The 17,457-nt window shown below is 63.2% G+C and carries 15 protein-coding genes; 2 read left to right on the top strand and 13 right to left on the bottom strand.

Features of this window, described 5'->3' with window-relative positions:
• Positions 1-7: 7 nt before the first annotated feature.
• The 5 genes from AOZ07_RS04625 to AOZ07_RS04605 form a co-directional block, all read right to left on the bottom strand.
• Positions 8-964 (bottom strand): PP2C family protein-serine/threonine phosphatase, encoded by a 957-nt coding sequence (locus AOZ07_RS04625; protein WP_084793134.1) that lies wholly within the window; start codon positions 962-964, stop codon positions 8-10.
• Positions 964-2,175 carry an adenylate/guanylate cyclase domain-containing protein gene (locus AOZ07_RS04620; RefSeq protein WP_060700927.1) on the bottom strand — a complete coding sequence of 404 codons (1,212 nt, stop codon included), beginning with the start codon at positions 2,173-2,175 and terminating at the stop codon, positions 964-966. The genes AOZ07_RS04625 and AOZ07_RS04620 overlap by 1 nt, the downstream gene beginning before the upstream one ends.
• Entirely contained in the window at positions 2,172-2,720 is a 549-nt protein-coding gene (locus tag AOZ07_RS04615) for a hypothetical protein (protein WP_146277879.1), read from the bottom strand. The genes AOZ07_RS04620 and AOZ07_RS04615 overlap by 4 nt, the downstream gene beginning before the upstream one ends.
• 85 nt (positions 2,721-2,805) lie before the next feature.
• Positions 2,806-3,672, bottom strand: coding sequence for a biotin--[acetyl-CoA-carboxylase] ligase (locus AOZ07_RS04610; protein WP_060700925.1), 867 nt, complete (start codon positions 3,670-3,672; stop codon positions 2,806-2,808).
• A gap of 51 nt (positions 3,673-3,723) precedes the next feature.
• The gene (locus AOZ07_RS04605; RefSeq protein ID WP_060700924.1) at positions 3,724-4,581 is read right to left on the bottom strand and encodes an SDR family oxidoreductase; all 858 of its coding nucleotides are present in this window, start codon (positions 4,579-4,581) and stop codon (positions 3,724-3,726) included.
• A 195-nt stretch (positions 4,582-4,776) separates the two neighbouring features.
• Between AOZ07_RS04605 and AOZ07_RS04600 the strand changes: the two genes are divergently transcribed.
• Together AOZ07_RS04600 and AOZ07_RS04595 are read left to right on the top strand one after the other, a co-directional pair.
• On the top strand, positions 4,777-6,387 hold the full coding sequence (locus AOZ07_RS04600; protein ID WP_060700923.1) for an acyl-CoA carboxylase subunit beta: 1,611 nt from the start codon (positions 4,777-4,779) through the stop codon (positions 6,385-6,387).
• Between the two features lie 46 nt (positions 6,388-6,433).
• The gene (locus tag AOZ07_RS04595) at positions 6,434-6,655 is read left to right on the top strand and encodes an acyl-CoA carboxylase subunit epsilon (RefSeq protein WP_060700922.1); all 222 of its coding nucleotides are present in this window, start codon (positions 6,434-6,436) and stop codon (positions 6,653-6,655) included.
• 93 nt (positions 6,656-6,748) lie between these two features.
• Here AOZ07_RS04595 and AOZ07_RS04590 read toward each other — a convergent pair whose 3' ends face one another.
• From AOZ07_RS04590 to AOZ07_RS04555, 8 genes are read right to left on the bottom strand one after another with little or no spacing between them, the layout of a single operon-like run.
• A complete protein-coding gene (locus AOZ07_RS04590) occupies positions 6,749-7,450 on the bottom strand; it encodes a hypothetical protein (protein ID WP_060700921.1) in 702 nt (233 codons plus the stop codon).
• A gap of 24 nt (positions 7,451-7,474) precedes the next feature.
• Positions 7,475-9,022: a serine/threonine-protein kinase gene (locus tag AOZ07_RS04585; protein WP_060700920.1), complete on the bottom strand. Its 1,548-nt coding sequence runs from the start codon at positions 9,020-9,022 to the stop codon at positions 7,475-7,477.
• Positions 9,019-10,824 (bottom strand): FHA domain-containing protein, encoded by a 1,806-nt coding sequence (locus AOZ07_RS04580; protein WP_060700919.1) that lies wholly within the window; start codon positions 10,822-10,824, stop codon positions 9,019-9,021. The genes AOZ07_RS04585 and AOZ07_RS04580 overlap by 4 nt, the downstream gene beginning before the upstream one ends.
• Positions 10,821-11,642, bottom strand: a complete 822-nt coding sequence (locus AOZ07_RS04575) for a PP2C family protein-serine/threonine phosphatase (RefSeq protein ID WP_060700918.1) — start codon at positions 11,640-11,642, stop codon at positions 10,821-10,823. Before AOZ07_RS04575 ends, AOZ07_RS04580 begins: the two co-directional genes overlap by 4 nt.
• Positions 11,639-12,766 carry an RDD family protein gene (locus AOZ07_RS04570; protein ID WP_060700917.1) on the bottom strand — a complete coding sequence of 376 codons (1,128 nt, stop codon included), beginning with the start codon at positions 12,764-12,766 and terminating at the stop codon, positions 11,639-11,641. The genes AOZ07_RS04575 and AOZ07_RS04570 overlap by 4 nt, the downstream gene beginning before the upstream one ends.
• On the bottom strand, positions 12,757-15,108 hold the full coding sequence (locus AOZ07_RS04565; RefSeq protein WP_060700916.1) for a transglutaminase-like domain-containing protein: 2,352 nt from the start codon (positions 15,106-15,108) through the stop codon (positions 12,757-12,759). Before AOZ07_RS04565 ends, AOZ07_RS04570 begins: the two co-directional genes overlap by 10 nt.
• The gene (locus tag AOZ07_RS04560; protein ID WP_060700915.1) at positions 15,105-16,424 is read right to left on the bottom strand and encodes a DUF58 domain-containing protein; all 1,320 of its coding nucleotides are present in this window, start codon (positions 16,422-16,424) and stop codon (positions 15,105-15,107) included. Before AOZ07_RS04560 ends, AOZ07_RS04565 begins: the two co-directional genes overlap by 4 nt.
• Entirely contained in the window at positions 16,424-17,443 is a 1,020-nt protein-coding gene (locus AOZ07_RS04555) for an AAA family ATPase (RefSeq protein ID WP_236995266.1), read from the bottom strand. Before AOZ07_RS04555 ends, AOZ07_RS04560 begins: the two co-directional genes overlap by 1 nt.
• Positions 17,444-17,457 lie beyond the last annotated feature (14 nt).

The following is a 17,457-nucleotide window of genomic DNA, read 5'->3' as shown; positions in this document are numbered from 1 at the left end:
TGAAAGCTCAGTTCTCCTCTGCGTCCGGCTCCGGATTTCCTGCAGCCACCACGTCGATCACGATCACCGCGATATTGTCCCGGCCACCGGCTTCCAGGGCCGCCCCGGTCAGTACCCGCACTGCTTCGCTGCGGTCCTTGAAGTTCACCAAGATGGTCTGCAAGATGTCTTCGGTCAGCTCGCCGGATAGCCCATCGCTGCACAACAGGTAGCGGTCGCCGATGCGCGGCTGCAGCACCGTGACATCGGGCTGGCTTTCGGCACCTGCCCCCAGGGCACGGGTGATCAGGTTGCGATGCGGATGATTGCGGGCCTCGAATTCGGTGATCTGCCCGGCGTCCACCATTTCCTGGACGGCCGAGTGGTCCCGGGTCAGCTGCTGCAGGGCTCCGTCGCGCAACCGGTAGCCGCGGGAATCTCCCACGTTGACGAGCAACAGGTTGGGTATCTCTTCGGCAACCACCGGCAGGGGCGCCGTGCCCGGAGTTGCCGGGTCCCGGTGGTCCTTGAGCATTTCCGGGGTGATCTTGGCGATCACGTCGGTGTTGACATTCATGGAAAAGCTGGAGGTCCACGGTGGCACTGCGGAGATCGGCGCGGTGACATTGTCCCGGCCCTGGTCAGGGGCCTTGATCTGCAGCAGCGCGCACAAGGTGGTGCCGCCGCGGGCTTCCAGGGCTTCGCGGATCCGGTCATCGGCCAATTGGACCTGGCGCTGGACCTCGGCGACGGTGGGCAGCTTGCGCACCGACGTCTTGTTTGCGAAGGTGCAAATTTCCTGCATGGTTTCGACCGCGAGCTGGCTGGCTACTTCCCCGGCCTCGTGCCCGCCCATTCCGTCGGCCACCGCATAAACGATGTCATGCAGCAAGATGCGGTCCTGGTTCTCGCTGCGGCGCCGTCCAACGTCGGTCATTCCGGCGGCAGCCAGGTTGAACGGCACGGGTGTCGGTTCATTATTCATTAATCAATCACCAGTCCGGCTCCCTCGCCTGGCGAGAGTTCGTAAGGTTGGATGTCGCCAAAGCCGCGCACGGCCGTAATTTCCTGGGCGGTCAGCACAAAGCGGGCATCATTGCGCAGGGTATTTGCAGTCAGGGCATCGGTGAGCACCGATCCGGGTTCGGCCAGCGAGGTGAGACGGGCGGCCATGTTCACGGTCGGCCCGTAGATGTCGCCGAGCCGGGACAGCACGCGGCCCCAGACCACGGCTCCCCGGGTTTGCGGGAACAGTTCGTCCTTGGCCAGTTCGCGGGAGAGCGACAAGGCAATGAGCGCGCCAGCCTGCGGGGTTTCCGCCACGTAGAGCACTTCATCGCCGATGGTCTTGACCAGGCGCCCGCCGCCAACGGAAATGATTTCCGCGCATTTTGCTTCGAAGCGCTGCACCAGCTGGGCGAGGGTTCGCTCGTTCATGCGGCGCGAGAGCGAGGTGTAGGAGACCAGATCCGCGAAGCCCACGGCTCGGGCCAAGGGCAGCGGCGTTCCGCCGTCTGCCTCGGGGCTGTCCTGCTTGTAGGCGGCGACACCGGTTTCCACGCGCAGTGCCATGCGGTGCACTGCCGAGTTCAGCTGCCGGCGCCAGGAGTAGAGGAGCAAATCCTCAATGGCCGGAATGATGTCGGGCAGCATGCTGAACAGCTGGCGGCGGGCCTGGCGGTCGGACATGTTCTGGTTGGCGATCATGTCCTCGACCAGGGCCTCGATTTGCCAGACGACCATGCGGTCGGTCATCTGCCCGACCGAGCGCATCAGCGAGATCGCTGTTTCCTCGGTGAGCTTGCCTTCGCGCACCATGTCCACCATGGTACCCAGCGCTGCCTTGTCGGCCTTGGTGAAGAACACCTCGTCATCGCCGAGTTCCGGGAAGCCGATGGCGCGCCAGAGCTTGCGGGCGGAGTGCAGGGAAATTCCGGCTTCGGCCGCTACCTCGCGGCGGCGGAACTCGCGCTGGCCGCCGATAAGCCGGTGTTCCAGCGAGGCGACGTTATCGCGCACGGCATCCGGGGTGTGGGCCGGGATGCGCAGCGGGCCCTCCATGGCCTGGGCCAGTTCGAAAATAGGATCGGACTGGTCGGGGATGTCGGCGGCAGGATGCTGACGAGCTTCGCGGGCGGCCTGCGCGGCCGACTGCGGGGAGTCGGCCCGGGGTGGATTGTTGTGCTCGGTGCTCATGCCCCCATGCCCTCACTGTTCGTCGTTTCGGTGTGTGCCGCGTCCCGGCTTCCGCGCAGATTCGCCATGGCTTCCATGGCCAGCGAACGGAAATACGGGACGGATGGAACGTGCGCGATTCGCACATATCCCTGGTTCAAGACGATATCCAAGGTTCCCGCGCGCGTCATCGCATTGTGCTGCTTAGCGTAGGCGACCAGATCGCGAACCGTAAATAATCCTACAGATTGCAGCTGTCCCTGGCTGTAGGCGGACCTGTACATGATCCGCTCGCTGGTCAGCACGATCAGGCTGCGGGTCCAGCGGATCCACGGAACGATGCTCCAGATCAGCACCAAGGCGGCCCAGAGAACCACGGCCACGATCATCCAGACGTCGGCGTTGTCGGCCAGCCAATCGGAGAGGTCATCACGCGAGAGGTAGCCAATGGCGAACGTGCACAAGGCGGTGAGGATGAGAAAGGCGCTGATCGGCTGTCGCAATACTCGGGAGTGCTCGCGAGTTTTGATAATCACTCGCTCCCGTTCATGTAGCGGCAACTTCATCGTTAAGGTCCTCGTCCCTCCTGTCTGGACACAGTTCTTCGGTCTGTGTATTCAATAATAGTCCCGGTGCTAGGCACGATGCTGGTTAGGCATACTTTCCATCGGCGCGCCGCACGTGGTGCACGTCCCCGGCCAGCACATTGGTCCGCTGCCCGTTCCGGTCCTCCAAAACCAGTGCTCCGTCAGGCGCCAGCTGGACTGCGGTGGCTTCCAGGGTTGAGCCGTCGGGGAATTCGACCCGCACCTCGTGGCCCAGGGTGGCCAGTTTTTCGCTGGCCATTTCGCGCAGGGACCGGCCCTCGAATCCCGGCAGCGGCACTTGAACGGACCCGGAGACCTGGCGGAAACCGCGGTCGAGGTTCACCAGTTCCTTGAGGTACTCGGCCAGCAATTGGGTGCGGTCGATGGCGTGCGAACTGGCCAGCCGCAGCGACGTGGCCGTGGGGACCGGAAGTTCTTCGCGGCTCTGGTCCACGTTCATCCCGGTGCCAACAACCACCCCGTATCCGGAGCCGGCCGGGACCATTTGGGCCAGGATGCCGCAAATCTTGAACTCCCCGGCCAGCAGGTCATTGGGCCATTTGATGCGGACCGGGACTTTGGCGACGCGTTCTGCAGCTCGGCTCCAGGCCAAGGCGGCCAGCATGGTGTACCAGGATAGCGCTTCGGTGGGAACGCTCGCTCCGGGGGCCATCATCACGCTCACGGTGATCGAGGAGCCGGACGGCGTCACCCAGGCACGGCCGAGCCGGCCTTTGCCTGCTTGCTGGTGCTCCGTGTAGTACACGCTCAGATGGCCAGCCAGGCCCCGGCTGGCCAGATCCGCTAATTCGGCATTCGTTGACCCCGAGGTCTCTTTGAATTCCACCGCTCCGAGCGAAAGCTGCTGAGTGAGCTGGGCAAAACGCGTGGGGTCGATGGCTGCGCGGGCGGCGCCCTGGGAAGTGTCCATAGCTAAAACCCTATGGCACCGGCACGCCGATCCGCTCTTGGCGAAGTCTCCTTAAAGGAATATGTCCTCGACCAGCGGCACGTCGGGGTTGAGCGAATATTTCTCCAGATCCGCCACGCCAGCCAAGTTCAGCACCTGCGAGTCGGTGAAGAAGTTGCCGCTGAGCTTTCGGGGATCGCTGCTCAAAATGGCCATGGCCGCATCGGCAACAATTTGCGCATCGCGGGCGCCCTGGATCATCTTCTGCCCACCGGGCAGATTTCGGATTGCCGCGGTATCAATCAGGGTTTCTGGCCACAGCGAATTCACGCCAACGCCTTGGTCCTTGAGCTCTTCGGCCAATCCAAGGGTGGTCAGGGACATGCCGTACTTGGCCATCGTGTAGGCCAGGTGCTCCCCTGCCCAGCGCGGGTCCAGATTCAGCGGTGGCGACAGCGTCAGAATATGGGCATGCTGCGAGGCGCGAAGGTAGGGCAGCGCGGTTTTGGATAGCAGGAAGGTTCCGCGCACGTTGATGTCCTGCATCAAGTCATAGCGCTTCATGTCCACTTGCTCGGTCTTGGCCAGGTTAATCGCCGAGGCGTTATTCACCACGATGTCGATGCCGCCGAAGGCGGCCACGGCTTCGGCCACTGCGCGTTGCACGTCCTCGTCGATGCGCACATCGCCCACCACTGCCAGGCCGCGTCCGCCGGCCTGGTTGATTTCTTCAACTGCGGTGTGAATGGTGCCTTCGAGGCTGGGATGCGGGTCGTTGGTTTTCGAGAGCAGCACGACGTTGGCTCCGAGTGCTCCGGCTGCTTTGGCTATGGCCAATCCGATGCCGCGGCTTCCGCCGCTCATCAAGATGGTGCGGTTCTTGAGGCTCGCCGCGACCGGGGCGAGTTCAGTGCGGGGTTCACTAGTCATGTGATACAGATTACGCGAACTCCCCCGGCTAAGCTACTCTTCAGTAACTTATTCTGGCGTGCCACCCACTGGATATTGGCCCATTTTGTAAGTTTCCTACAACCAGAAGTCCTGTTTACCCAGCTAGACTGACTTGGATGGCATTTTTCTTGTGCTATTCCTACACATTGAAAACAACTCGAGGGAGTCGAAGGCATGACGCAGGGCAGAACCGAGGCAGACGAAGCAATCGACCTGTCCACCACCGCCGGCAAGCTTGCTGAATTCCGCCGCCGCCAGAAGCTCTCCGAAGCACCTAGCGGCCAGGCAGCAATCGAAAAACAGCACTCCCGCGGAAAGCACACCGCCCGTGAACGCATCGAAATGCTCATGGACGAGGACTCCTTCGTGGAATTCGACGCCCTCGCTGTTCACCGCTCCACTGCCTTCGGCATGGAAAAGAAGAAGCCAATGGGCGATGGCCTGGTTTCCGGCTACGGCACCGTTGATGGCCGCCTTGTGGCCGTCTACTCCCAGGACTTCACCGTCTACGGCGGCTCGCTGTCCCAGGTCAACGGCGAGAAGATCGTCAAGGTCCAGGAATTCGCGCTGCGCAATGGCTGCCCGGTAGTAGGCATCCTCGACGGCGGCGGCGCCCGCATCCAGGAAGGCGTGGCCTCCCTGGCCATGTTCGCCGACATCTTCCGCAACAACGTCCACGCCTCGGGCGTGGTCCCGCAGATCTCGCTGATCATGGGCCCATCGGCTGGTGGAGCCGCCTACTCCCCTGCCCTGACCGACTACGTGATCATGGTTGACAAGACCAGCCACATGTTCATCACCGGGCCAGATGTCATCAAGACCGTCACCGGCGAAGAAATCGACATGGAAACCCTCGGCGGCGCGCGCCAGCACAATGCCAACACCGGTACGGCAACGTACCTGGCCAGCGACGAGGAAGACGCTGTGGAGTTCTGCAAGGAACTGCTGGATTTCCTCCCCTCCTCCAACCTTTCCGATGCCTTGATCGCCGAGTTCGATGAAGAGCTGGAAATCACCGCGGATGACCTGGCGCTGGATACCTTGATTCCGGATTCCGCAAACCAGCCTTATGACATGCGCAAGATCATCGAATCCGTCGTCGATGACGCGCACTTCTTCGAGATGCAGTCGCTGTACGCGCCGAACGTGATGATCGGCTACGCCCGCGTCGAGGGACGCACCGTGGGCATCGTGGCCAACCAGCCAATGCAGTTTGCCGGCACCTTGGACATTGCCGCTTCGGAAAAGGCTGCCCGCTTTGTGCGCAACTGCGATGCCTTCAACATCCCGATCCTCACCTTCGTGGACGTGCCCGGCTTCCTGCCCGGCAAGGACCAGGAATTCCAGGGGATCATCCGCCGCGGCGCGAAGCTGCTCTACGCCTACGCCGAGGCCACCGTGCCGAAGCTGACCGTGATCACCCGCAAGGCCTACGGCGGAGCGTACATCGTGATGGGCTCCAAGAAGCTCGGCGCGGATTTGAACCTGGCCTGGCCCACCGCGCAGATCGGCGTGATGGGCGCGCAGGGCGCAGTGAACATCCTGTACCGCCGCGATCTTGCGGCAGTGGAAGCCGAAGGCGGAGACGTCGAGGCCCGCCGCAAGCAGATCATCGACGACTACGAGGCCGAGCTGCTCAACCCGTACCAGGCCGCCGAGCTGGGCTACGTGGATGCGGTCATCGCCCCGAGCGACACCCGCGTGCAGCTGGTTCGCGGATTGCGCGCACTGCGTGAAAAGCATGCAGTGCTGCCACCGAAGAAGCACGGCAACATCCCGCTGTAGCCAGGGCCCGCACCGCCTATTCGAGTACTAACGAGGAGCAAAGCCAATGGAACAGGACACCGCGACGCCTGCCGCCCCGCAGATCCAGGTGACCAAGGGCAATCCCAGCGCCGAGGAACTGGCAGCAGTCACCGCATTGCTGTGCGCCTTGGGCAATGCACCTGCCGAGCAGCCCGACGAAGCGGCACCAGCCAAGAAGCGCGTAACGCGCCTGCGCAAACGCCGCGCGCTCACCCCGCGCCTGGGCTGGGCCGTCGGACGCCGCTAAAGGCCCATTGCCGATGCAGCAGACCAAGTGAGATGGCTTGTTGTTCCCCGAGGGAACAACAAGCCATCTCATTTTTGAAGCGCTGCACGCTGCCTATTCGTCGTCCGGGATCCCGGCCTCAAGCATGTCCAAGTCTGCCCGGGTGACCAAATGCGAACTCACCGCATGCTCAACGAGCCGAGCCTTGCGATTGGTGGCCAGTTTTCCTGGCCCGCCACGCAATCCGGCAATGCCGGCTCGATCCAATTTGTCGCAGACATTATCGAGCTTGCGATTGAACTTGGTGATGCCCCAGCCAAGGCGCTCGGCCGCCGCGGCGCTGGTGGGGATGGCACTGAGCCCAGTCCCGTCGCGTTTCAGCATCGGCTCGCTGAGGGCAACGATCAAGGCCCTTTGCGCCTGGGTCAAAATCACCGGCCCGATGGTGGTCTCCCCATCGCTGTCGCTATCAACATGGTCCTGCCGGAACGCCGGCTGGGCCACATGGATGGACAGTTCATAGGTGGTCGGTCCGGCGGTGAAAACCACCGATACCCGGTTCAGCACCAGGGGCAGGCTGGACTGCGGGGAAAGCCAGGCTTGCAATCCACCAGTCTTATCCGCAATGGTGGCAGTCAAGCGGGTGCCAATATTGTTCAGCCACCACAGGCCAGCATGTTTTGAAATGGTCAGGAACTGGCGGTGGAGGTAGGGGTTTTCGTCAATTGCCAAGTCGCCTTCGCGTCCGATGACAAAGGTCTTATCCTCTACTACTGGATAGTACTGGCCGCAATACTCAACGTAGAGCTCGTTCAAGGATTTCGCCTTCTCTCCCGATCATTAACCCGTACAGAACTTTGACGCATCGGAGATGCGGCCGTCATCGCGAACCAGTTTGACTTCAATGCACGTCTGTCCGCCTTCAGCGATAGCGGTCGTCGCGCTGGTTGACTTGGTCTGCTCGACTTCGCCCTTATCCGTTGCCGTGATAGGCGCCCACCGGTAGAAATCACCCTGGTTAGGTTCCGGGTTTTCCCAGCGGAAGGTCACTGTCTCACCCACCGTAGAGTACTTGAAATTTTCCACCATCGGCACGGTGCCGCCCAGCAGGGGATCTTTTGGATCGCCGGAAGCGGTGATGGGAAGTCCGCCTTCAGTGGTTCTTTCATCCTGCGGCAGCAGCCGATTGACCGCCACTGCACCGCCAATCAGCAAAACCAGGATGATCCCGACAACAATGAATATTTTCGGGAAACTCCTAGCTTCATTTTCCGCCGCTGGCGCGTCGGCCTGATCCCCAGCAGGCGATTGCGAGGAATCCGCGGCGTCGCTGGGGGCAGCAACAAATCGCTCGGCCACCTTGGGCTTGGCGGGCCTGCTGCTGCCCGAATCCTTGGGACGCTGCCCCGGAACGAAGGAAATCATCGGGCCTGCCGACAGCGGGCGCTGGGCGTCGCTGATCGAGGTGACGCTCCGAACGCGGGTTGCCTCCCCTTCCTCTTCCGGAGCCGCCTCAGCAGCGGGATCTTCCATCACCTCGAACTCGGTGACGGAAAAACCCAACTCCATTTGGATCCGCTGCAAGGTCCGCGCAAGTTCTGCGGCCGTGCCAAATCGGCTCTCTGGATCCTTGGCCATGGCTACCGCCAGGGCCTGATTCAGCGAATCCGGGATGTCGGCCCGGGTCAACGCCCGCAGCTGGGTGTTGCAGATTCGCTCGATGAGGACTGCTTGCGAATTGTCCTGTCCGGGATGCACGAATGGCGAGTGCCCGGCCAGCACCGTGTAGATGGTGGCGCCCAGCGAGTAGACATCCATGCGCACCCCCGGCGGGAGGCCCTCTTCAAAGGCCTCAGGTGCCGACCATGGCACGGACATCCCGGCAGCATGGGACCCCACGGTGCCCGAAATGCCAAAGTCGGTCAATGCCGGGCGGTTGTAATCGGTGGTCAGCACGTTGGCCGGCTTGATATCGCGATGCACGATGCCCGCCAAGTGCGCGGTGTGCACCGCAGAGCAAAGCTGGATTGCCAGGGTCAGCGCCTCATCAACGCTGAGCACGCCGCGACGGTACCGGGCATCAAGGGAGGGACGGGAGCAATACTCCATCGCCAGGTACGAGCGGCCATCCTCGGTGGTCTCCGCCTGATAAATGGTCACAATGTACGGATGCGACGAGAGCTGGGCCATCAAGTTGGCTTCAGTTTCAAAGAGCTTCCGGGCATCGTCCTTGCTGACATCAGCCAGGAGCACTTTGATGGCCACCTTGCGCTGGGGCCGATGCTGTTCGTAGAGGTACACGTCGGAGAAGCCGCCGGTACCCAGTGGCTTGACCAGGGTGAAGCCGGGGATCTGCGGCGCGGGCGACGAGGGGCGCCGTGGGCTCACGGCACATCCTCGAAACGCAGGCTGACACCATCGCCGAGGTCCGCCACATCGCCGCTTTTCAGCATGACTTCCTGGTTCCGGGAGAGGCGTCGCGGTGCCTGGCCCTCGCGCAAGAGCATCGTTCCATTGGTCGCGCCCAGGTCAACGAGCTGCACATGCCAGCCTTCCAAGCGCACCAGCAGGTGCGAGCGGGAAATGTCGCCGCTCGGGCTGTCAATCTGCAGCAAGCGCGGTGGATTCGGTTCCTTGACCGCCGAGGCGCTGGGCTGGCGGCCCAGCACCACGGAGCGGTTCAGTTCATGCGAATACTCGCGGATGCCCCCGCGGTCGCGCACCGTCATGCGGCCCATGGCCGGCTTGCGAACCTGGCGCGCCGGACCGGACAGGGTTGCCCCGCAGGTATGGCAGGTGGAGGCCGTCGGCGGGTTGGGGTGGCGCTGTTCGCAGGAACGCGCCAAGATGTACTCGGTGGGGCCGGAATGGCTGTCATCGCCGGCCTCTGGTTCTGGGCGTGGCGGGGTTTGCGGCTTCATGGCCTTGATCCCGCGAATGATCGTGTGCTCGTCCGCCGCGGAAGCCGAGGTGGCGGCAGCACGAGATTTGATGATCGTATCCAGATCGTCGCCGTCACCGGTTTCGTATTCGGTGCCGGTTGCTCCGCGGATGCCCAGCAGCTGGCTAGCCAGCGAGAATTCGGCGGAGTGCAGGTGCTGTTCGTAGTCCTCCGGGTCCTGGGTCTGTTCGTTCACCCCGGAAGAGGTGTGCCCGCGATCCGAAGAAGGAATGAAGGTGTCTTCGTTGTCGGCGTCCTGCGCGGCAACCTTCTTGGCCTTGGCTTCCGTATGCTCTGTGGCAAGCGGCCCCTGGGCAGCAGGCGCCGCTGGCTTTGGAGCCTGGCTCGGGCTTGCGGCCTTGGCGGGTGCAGGTGCCTGGAATGGCGCAGGCTTTTGAGCTGCGGCGGGAGCACTTGGCGCATCAGGTGCTTCAGGCTTTGGCTCTTGTGCAGCTATTTCTTCCGTGGCCGGAGCAGGATCTGCAGCTGCCGCTGGGGCCGGCTTGCTGTCCGCCACCGCAGCACTGGTTGGCGCCGGAGCTTCCGGCACCTCGGGCTTCGGAGCCTCGGCAACGCTCTTCTGCTCGGACACTGCAGGAGCGGCCGCTGGGGCGGGCTTGCTGTCCGCCACCGGAACACTGGCAGGCGCCGGAGCTTCCGGCACCTCGGGCTTCGGAGCCTCGGCAACGCTCTTCTGCTCGGACTGGGCCGGAGCCTTGACCGCGCTCGAGGCAGCAGCTGCAGAAGCGGCAGCCGATGCATTCGCTGCTTGCTTGGCACGCTCCGCTGCAGCTGGGGATGGTCCTTGGCCGCTATCCCACGACAGTGCTGAAACACGGACAATGCCTTCCTGGATTGGCAACGCCGCGGCCTTGGTGGAAGTTTCGGCAGCAGCGCCCAGAGTCCAGCCTTGCGAGTCAGCCAGTTGTCGCTCAGCCCAGGTGGCAATGCCGGCGCCACTGACCAATTCTTCGCCCTTCTGGCTACGCGAGCGCAATTCGAGGCTGCCGCGCAATACCGTGTGCGGTGCGGCTTCCCGGGAGACCAGGGCAAAATTTGGCAGGGATGCGATATTCATCTGGTAAATGGACAGCAGCTCGGAGAGCAACGACTCGACGGTGACGGCATCTTGGAGCTTGTCCCAGAAGGCGGTTACCTGCTCGGTGCTGGTGTCGGCAGGCAGAAGTACGGCATGCTCGTCATTGACCAGGGCGTACCATTCGCCGGGGATGTAACGCAGGCTGTTCATGATGTCTCCTCTGTGTGGCTCATGGTCGATAGTCGCGGGACGGTCACTTCGACGTCGTCTGGATGCCCGTATTGAACATCGGCTACGATCACGCTGATATTATCGCGTCCTCCGGCGGTGAGGGCTGCTTGGACCAATTCTTCGGCAGCCTGTTGCGGGTCCGGGAAGTACGCCAGAATCTCTTCTATTTTTTCATCGCCCACTTCGCTGCTCAAGCCATCTGAGCACACCAGGATCCTTTCCGTGCCCGCAACGGGCAATAGCCAGAAGTCCGGATGGCTATCGGCATTGATGCCAAGGGCACGGGTAATAACGTGGCGGCGCGGGTAATTGGCAGCTTCGTCCGGGCTCAGCTGACCGCTGTCGACCATTTCCTGGACTTCCGAGTGGTCGATGCTGACCTGTTGCAGCTGGTCATGCGACCACAGATAGGTACGCGAGTCGCCGACATTAAAGACCAGGAGCTGGGGCTGCGCCGCTGCTGTGCTGGCCATTTCGTCCACCAGCACCGCCCCGGTGAGGGTCGTTCCGGCCCGGCCAGCGCCCACGTCGATGATCTGCTGATCGGTGCGCTCAAGCAGCGCCCCGAGCTGGTCCGGATCAGTGCGCCCAGGCACGGTGCCCAGCCCCTCGCCAAGCAGCTTCAGGCACAAGGCGCTGGCTACTTCGCCGGCTTCATGCCCGCCCATGCCATCGGCGATGGCGACCAGCCGGTCCGTGGCCAGCAGGCTGTCTTCATTCAGCGCACGGCGCAGCCCGCGATCGGTGGCGTAGCCGTATCTGAAGCTCGGGACAGTGCTGGGTGCCGGGCCGTTCAAGGTTGCTCCACGTGGAAGTACCTGTCGCCCAGGTAGACAGTCTGCCCGGCCAAGGCCTGTTCGGGTTTGCCCGGTTCCAGTGCGCGAACCGCGCCCTGTGCGTCAACAATGGATGAGCCATTGGCCGAACCGCGGTCGGTGACCCAAATGCAGCCGGCACCGGGCTGAACCAGCAGGTGGGTTTTGGACACGCTGCGCTCGGGATCATCCAGGACAACCAGTCGCACGCCGATGTCGCCCTCGCCGTGCGAGGGGTTGCGACCGAGCAGAATAGTGCCATCGAGCTCGATGCACTTCTGGTCATCAAATTCCAGGTGCAGGCCCGCAGGCGCTGCGGAACGAATTCGGGTGTAGCCTTCTTCTTCATCCGCGTCGGCGCCCGAAACGTGCTGGTCAGAGAGCTCGGCCTGCGGTTGTGGTTCTGGCTGTGGTTCTGGTTCTGGCAGTGGAGAACGGACGGCTCCTGGAACCGAATCGATGACGGCCACCTCCTTCTCCAACGGACCGTCGGCTTTCTGGACCGGGACGTTGGTGACGGCCGGAGCCTGCTCAGCCGCTGGCTGTCGGACATTAGCCACCGCCGAATCCTGCCCTGCTGCCGGCTGCGGGGCAAATGATTCTGGCCCTTGTTTGCCGCCAGTGCTCAATGGATCACGTCCGGCCTTGATATCCAGAACCAATGTGCCTGCGGCCTTGTCGTGCCATCCCTGCTTTTTTCCATTGGAATCGAACTGGTTGGAAATGACCATCAGGATGGAACCGGCCAGGGGAATGATGCCGGCGACAGCAATCAGCAAGCGGCGGCCAATGGTTTTGCCCCAACCGGGGGCACCGCCTTCGAGGTTCGTGGTGCGCACGCCCAGAACGAGGTTGCCCGGGGTCTTGCCAGCGGTGGCTTCCCACCACCACACGAACACCGTGTAGGCCAAAGAGAGCAAGGCATACGTGGCATAGATTCCCATGATGTCGCCCATGACTTCTGGGACGGTGAGGGCTTGGAGCATCTTGGCTGAGATCATCGGCAAGAAAATCACCGAGAGGATCAGCACCGGCACCATATCCACCAGCCATGACAGCAGTCGTTGGGTGGTCGTGGCGTCCACCAAGTTCATTTTCACTGCCATGGGAATTTCCTACTCTTCCGTTTGAATGTTCTTGCTGTGATGACTGTCTTGGCCGCCAATTCGTGGATCAGCGAACGCGGCGAGAAGTTCACCCGCATACGCCTGAAGAAGCTCAGCGGCTCTTGCATCTTGCGGGTATGCGCCATCACTTCATCCCAGTACTTCTGCACCTGTTCCTCGGTTGGTTGCTCGCGAGAGAAGTTCGCGGCGTCGGCCTGTTGGGACAACGTGGCTACCGATGATGCCAGGGCGGGGAATCCGGTGGCAAGCACCGCAGCATTTTCCCTGCGGGTCGCACCGTTGGCCGTGGATATCCGGTGGTCGGTGGCGTAGCTCAGCAGTTCCTGCCAGCCACCGCTCATGCGTTCAGCCCGGTTTCCGGTACCTGAGCGTTTTTTGCGGCGTTGAAGTTTCAACAGCGCAATCAGCGCCAGTGGCGAGAGCAGAACCAGCAGGGAGCCAAGCGAAATGCCTGCCACCTTGATCACCATGCCCCAGCGTTCCCAGAAGCTCTTGGGTTCTTCCTCGATTTCCTGGGGCTCGGGTGCAGTCTGCGGGGGCAGGTCCGCTTCGTCCTGGGCCGGCGGAGGCGGCTGCAACACCTGGGGCTGCGGCACCGACTTCGGTTCCTGCTCTGGCGGGGTAGGCTGCTCATCCTCATTTGGCGTGGGGTTGAAAGCTACCCATCCCTCCCCCTCGAAGGCGATTTCCACCCAGGCGTGCACATCGGAACCGGTCAGGTTCACCGCTTGGTCGGGACGGTATTCTTCGGGATAGAAGCCCATGACCACACGTGCTGGCATGCCTTGCTCGCGTGCCATCAAGGCCATGGCCACCGCATACTGCTCATCGTCGCCAATCATCTGGTCGGCATCCAGCAGGCTGGTGATGCGCCCGGCTCCGTGTCCGGAAAGCGAAGGGACCTGGCCCTCGGTTCCATTGGAGAAGAATCCGGTTCCAGACAGCGTCGCTTCCAGGCCGCGCGCCCGCTCCAGGTCGCTGCGTGCAGACCCGGTAAAGTCCGCGGCCTTGGCTCCAGCTATCGCTGGCACGTTGGCCAATTCCGGCATGCGCAATTGCGCGAAGTCCAGCTTGGCAAGCTGATCATCCGTTGGCTGGGCCGGGAATTGCACCTTGGCTGTGTAGGAATCGCCCTTGCGCACTCCGGTGGAGCTCAGCACGCTCTCGGAGGTATCGGAGTAGAACAGCGATCGGGCCAGTTCGTCTTCGCGGGCTCCGGTGATGTCCATGCCCAGCAATTTTCCGCCGGCAGGAACCCAGACTCCGTCATAGTCTTCGATTTTAATGGCCAGATCGGCCGTTTCGCGCCCTTCGGCTGAATCCGTGGAACGAATATCGCTGGCATCGCCGACCGGGGAAAAGCTTCCGCCGGCGGCCGGGTCCACGTTCGCCACCATGCCGTTGTAGGAATCCAGCGCCGCCAAGCGGATGCGCTGGCCTTTGGGAAGGCCTGTAACGGTCAAGAGGGTGTCATCGGCCATGGTTTTCACATATTTGCGGAAACGGGTCAGCGGGCTGGGGTAATCGTAGAGATCCACCGGCGGTTCCAGCGCATCGCGCAGCACTTGGCGGGGGTTTTCCGGGGCCAGGATCGGGGTGGCTGCCGCGGTGATGGTGCCCGCGCCGGCCAGTACCAGCGCCCCGGCGATCACACGGCGCACGAGCAGCTGCTGGCCGCCGCGTGATTCTCCGTGCCCGGACTCCAGCCCATTAAAGGCGCCGGTGATCCGCGAGGACATGAAGGTCCGCCACGCCAGCCAGCCCACCAGAACGGCGATCAAGGCCACGCCGCGGGCAATCGGCAGCGGCACGTCGCGGGTGCCGAAGGCGATTCCCAGGACGAACATGGCCAAGAGCGGGATCAGCGTCCAGTACGGCGAGCGCAGCCGCCAAGCAACCAGTCCGGCCAGCACCGCGGTGAGCAAGGTGGAGAAGAACGCCACAATGAGCACCCCTCCATAGGTTCCCACCGGCGGGGCGACGGTGAGCATGTCCTTCCAGCTGAAGACCAGTCCGGCCAGCAAAGTGCGCAGCGAAGATGCGGTGGGCAAAACGCCGAAGGCCGCTTCACGCGGTGTCGCCAGCGGGGTGCCCAACAGCAGGTAGAGCAGCGCAAAGACTCCGACGGTGCGCCAAGTGCCCCAGCGGAAATAGACATTCGCCCAGGCCAGAGCAAGGCCGGCGAGGATGCCGCCGGCAGCAGCCAGCATGAAATTGGGGCTGGCGCCATAGGCATCAAGCAGACCCAGGGCACCAAGCAGCAGCGCCAAGGCCAGGCAGGCGGCATCAACGCCAAAACGCCACAGCGGGAGCTTATTCATGCCACCGCCTTTCGCAGCATCAAGCCCAGTTCATCAAGTTTTCCCAGGCTGAGAACGGTCAATTCGCCAATATTCGAACGGGTCGGCTCGATCCCCGACTCGCAGCGGATCGCGATGGCCCGCACCCCGGCGGGCACGTGCATCCAGGCCGCGCGCAGGGCCTTGGCGCTGGTGCGGGTGCCGGTCAGGAAAAACACCACCGAGGCCCCTGGCACGGTATCGGCGGTATGGCGGACCACGTCCACGAGATTCTCGCGCAGTACCGGGGAGGCTTCAATCCGGGTCAGCCCGTCCATCATCATCCGGCCGCTGTCGGTGCGCACCGGCCCTTCCTGGGTGAGGATGGCCAATTTGCGCTGCTCGGCGACAGCCTGCTGGCCGATGGAGGCAGCCACCGAAACCGCCAGCTCGAAGTCTTCTTCGGCGTGGGCTTCGGAGTACTCCTCCAAATTGGTTGAAAGGCTCAAGGCCAGATGGGAGCGCCGGGTTTCCTCGAACTGGCGAACCATCAGCTGGCCGGTGCGTGCCGTGGACTTCCAGTGGATGTGCCGGCGGTCATCGCCGGGCTGGTAGTCGCGCAGTGCATGGAAGGAGACGTCCGAGTTGGACAGATCCGAGGTGGGCATGCCTTCGAGGTCGCGGATGAAGCCTGCGGAGGAACCATCGAGCCCGGTGGTTTTCGGATGGATGAACAGCTCGTAGGTTTCGGTCCACTTCACCTGGCGGCGCAGAATCGCGAAGGGGTCCTGGCGCACCGAGCGCACCGGTCCGACGTTGAGCACCTGGCGCCGCTGGGTGGGAATGGTGAAGAGTTCTTCATGCTCCTGCGCAGTAGCCAGGCGCGGGATCCGGAAGGCGGTGGCGCCATGGCCCACCGGCAATTCCATCATCACCGGGGCTGCACTGCGCGATGCCTTGTTGGTGACCTGCAGGGCGCCCACAGCCCGGTCCCCGACCGCGACACGGGTGCGGTGGAGATCCAGCTGGACGCTGAAGTCGTTGCGACCGAGGATGAAGCCGACGGCGGCCAGCAGCAAAACAGTGGCCATGAATGCGCCAAGGACCGCTTCCTGCCAGCCGAAGACGGCGCCGAGGATCCACAGGAGAACCGTGGTTCCCAGCACGGCGAAGCCCAAGGGCGAAATCACCGAGCCCAGCGGGCCGAGGAACCGGTCGCTGTAGGTGCGCGCCCTGCTGGCGGCGGGGCGCAGATATTCGCGCAGGACCTGCAGCGCTTCGCTGGCCATGCTCAGCGATTGGCCTGCCCTGCGGTTCAGCGCGCTGCGCCGGGAGGAACGCCTGGCTTTTCGGTTCATTAATGCGCTTCCTGGCCGGAGCCGGAGTCCTGGTTTTCCGCCGCCGCTACCGAGTCTTCGCTTCCGCGGCGGGTCGGGGCGGGAACCTTGGCGAGCACCGAGGTGATGACCTGGGATGCGGTGGTGCCGGTGAACTCGGCTTCCGGATCCAGGACCAGTCGGTGGGTGAAGATGTGCGGGGCCAGTTCCTTGATGTCATCCGGGAGCACGTAGTTGCGCCCCTGGCTGGCGGCCCAGACCTTGGACGCGCGCACCATGGCCAGCGCGCCACGCACCGAGACGCCCAGGCGGGTTTCGGGTACCTCGCGGGTCAGCTCGCACAGCGCGGCCACATAGTCGAGCACCGCGGCATCCACGTGCACGGTGGTGGCCAGCTGCGCCATTTCCACCACGGCTTCGGTGGTGATCACCGGGCGCAGGCTGGCCGAGCGGTCGCGCTGGGCGCTGCCCGAGAGCAGGGCCACGGTGGCGGCGCGATCCGGGTAACCGATGGAGGTCTTGATCAGGAAGCGGTCCAGCTGGGCTTCGGGCAGCCGGTAGGTGCCGGCCTGCTCGATCGGGTTCTGGGTGGCGATCACCATGAAGGGGCGGGCCTGCGGGTAGGTCACGCCATCGACGGTGACGCGTCCTTCTTCCATGACCTCCAGCAGCGCCGACTGGGTCTTTGGCGAGGCGCGGTTGATTTCATCGGCCAGCACCAGGTTGGCGAAGATCGGGCCATGATGGAATTCGAACTGGCCGGTGCGCTGGTCGTAGATGGTGATGCCGGTGACGTCCGAGGGCAGCAGGTCGGGGGTGAACTGGATGCGCGAGTTGCTGCCCTTCACGGTGGCGGCCAGCGAGCGGGCCAGCATCGTCTTGCCGGTGCCCGGCGCGTCTTCGAGCAGCACGTGCCCCTCGGAAAGCATGGCAGTCAGCACCAGCTTGATGGTCTGGTCCTTGCCCAAGACGGACTGGCCCACATTGGAGACCAGGGTGGAGAAGGTATCGCAGAACCAGCTGGCCTGCTCGGTGCTCATGGTCGTTGGCATAG

Source organism: Glutamicibacter halophytocola (assembly GCF_001302565.1).
Taxonomy (GTDB): domain Bacteria; phylum Actinomycetota; class Actinomycetes; order Actinomycetales; family Micrococcaceae; genus Glutamicibacter; species Glutamicibacter halophytocola.
The sequence above is the reverse complement of the archived record's forward strand: the minus strand, read 5'-3'. Positions and strand labels throughout refer to the sequence as shown.

Excerpts from the sequence above, each read along its gene's own strand:
- AOZ07_RS04625 (WP_084793134.1), bottom strand. The coding sequence starts at position 964 with ATGAATAATGAACCGACACCCGTGCCGTTCAACCTGGCTGCCGCCGGA.
- AOZ07_RS04620 (WP_060700927.1), bottom strand. The coding sequence starts at position 2,175 with ATGAGCACCGAGCACAACAATCCACCCCGGGCCGACTCCCCGCAGTCG.
- AOZ07_RS04615 (WP_146277879.1), bottom strand. The coding sequence starts at position 2,720 with ATGAAGTTGCCGCTACATGAACGGGAGCGAGTGATTATCAAAACTCGC.
- AOZ07_RS04610 (WP_060700925.1), bottom strand. The coding sequence starts at position 3,672 with ATGGACACTTCCCAGGGCGCCGCCCGCGCAGCCATCGACCCCACGCGT.
- AOZ07_RS04605 (WP_060700924.1), bottom strand. The coding sequence starts at position 4,581 with ATGACTAGTGAACCCCGCACTGAACTCGCCCCGGTCGCGGCGAGCCTC.
- AOZ07_RS04600 (WP_060700923.1), top strand. The coding sequence starts at position 4,777 with ATGACGCAGGGCAGAACCGAGGCAGACGAAGCAATCGACCTGTCCACC.
- AOZ07_RS04595 (WP_060700922.1), top strand. The coding sequence starts at position 6,434 with ATGGAACAGGACACCGCGACGCCTGCCGCCCCGCAGATCCAGGTGACC.
- AOZ07_RS04580 (WP_060700919.1), bottom strand. The coding sequence starts at position 10,824 with ATGAACAGCCTGCGTTACATCCCCGGCGAATGGTACGCCCTGGTCAAT.
- AOZ07_RS04570 (WP_060700917.1), bottom strand. The coding sequence starts at position 12,766 with ATGGCAGTGAAAATGAACTTGGTGGACGCCACGACCACCCAACGACTG.
- AOZ07_RS04565 (WP_060700916.1), bottom strand. The coding sequence starts at position 15,108 with ATGAATAAGCTCCCGCTGTGGCGTTTTGGCGTTGATGCCGCCTGCCTG.
- AOZ07_RS04560 (WP_060700915.1), bottom strand. The coding sequence starts at position 16,424 with ATGAACCGAAAAGCCAGGCGTTCCTCCCGGCGCAGCGCGCTGAACCGC.
- AOZ07_RS04555 (WP_236995266.1), bottom strand. The coding sequence starts at position 17,443 with ATGAGCACCGAGCAGGCCAGCTGGTTCTGCGATACCTTCTCCACCCTG.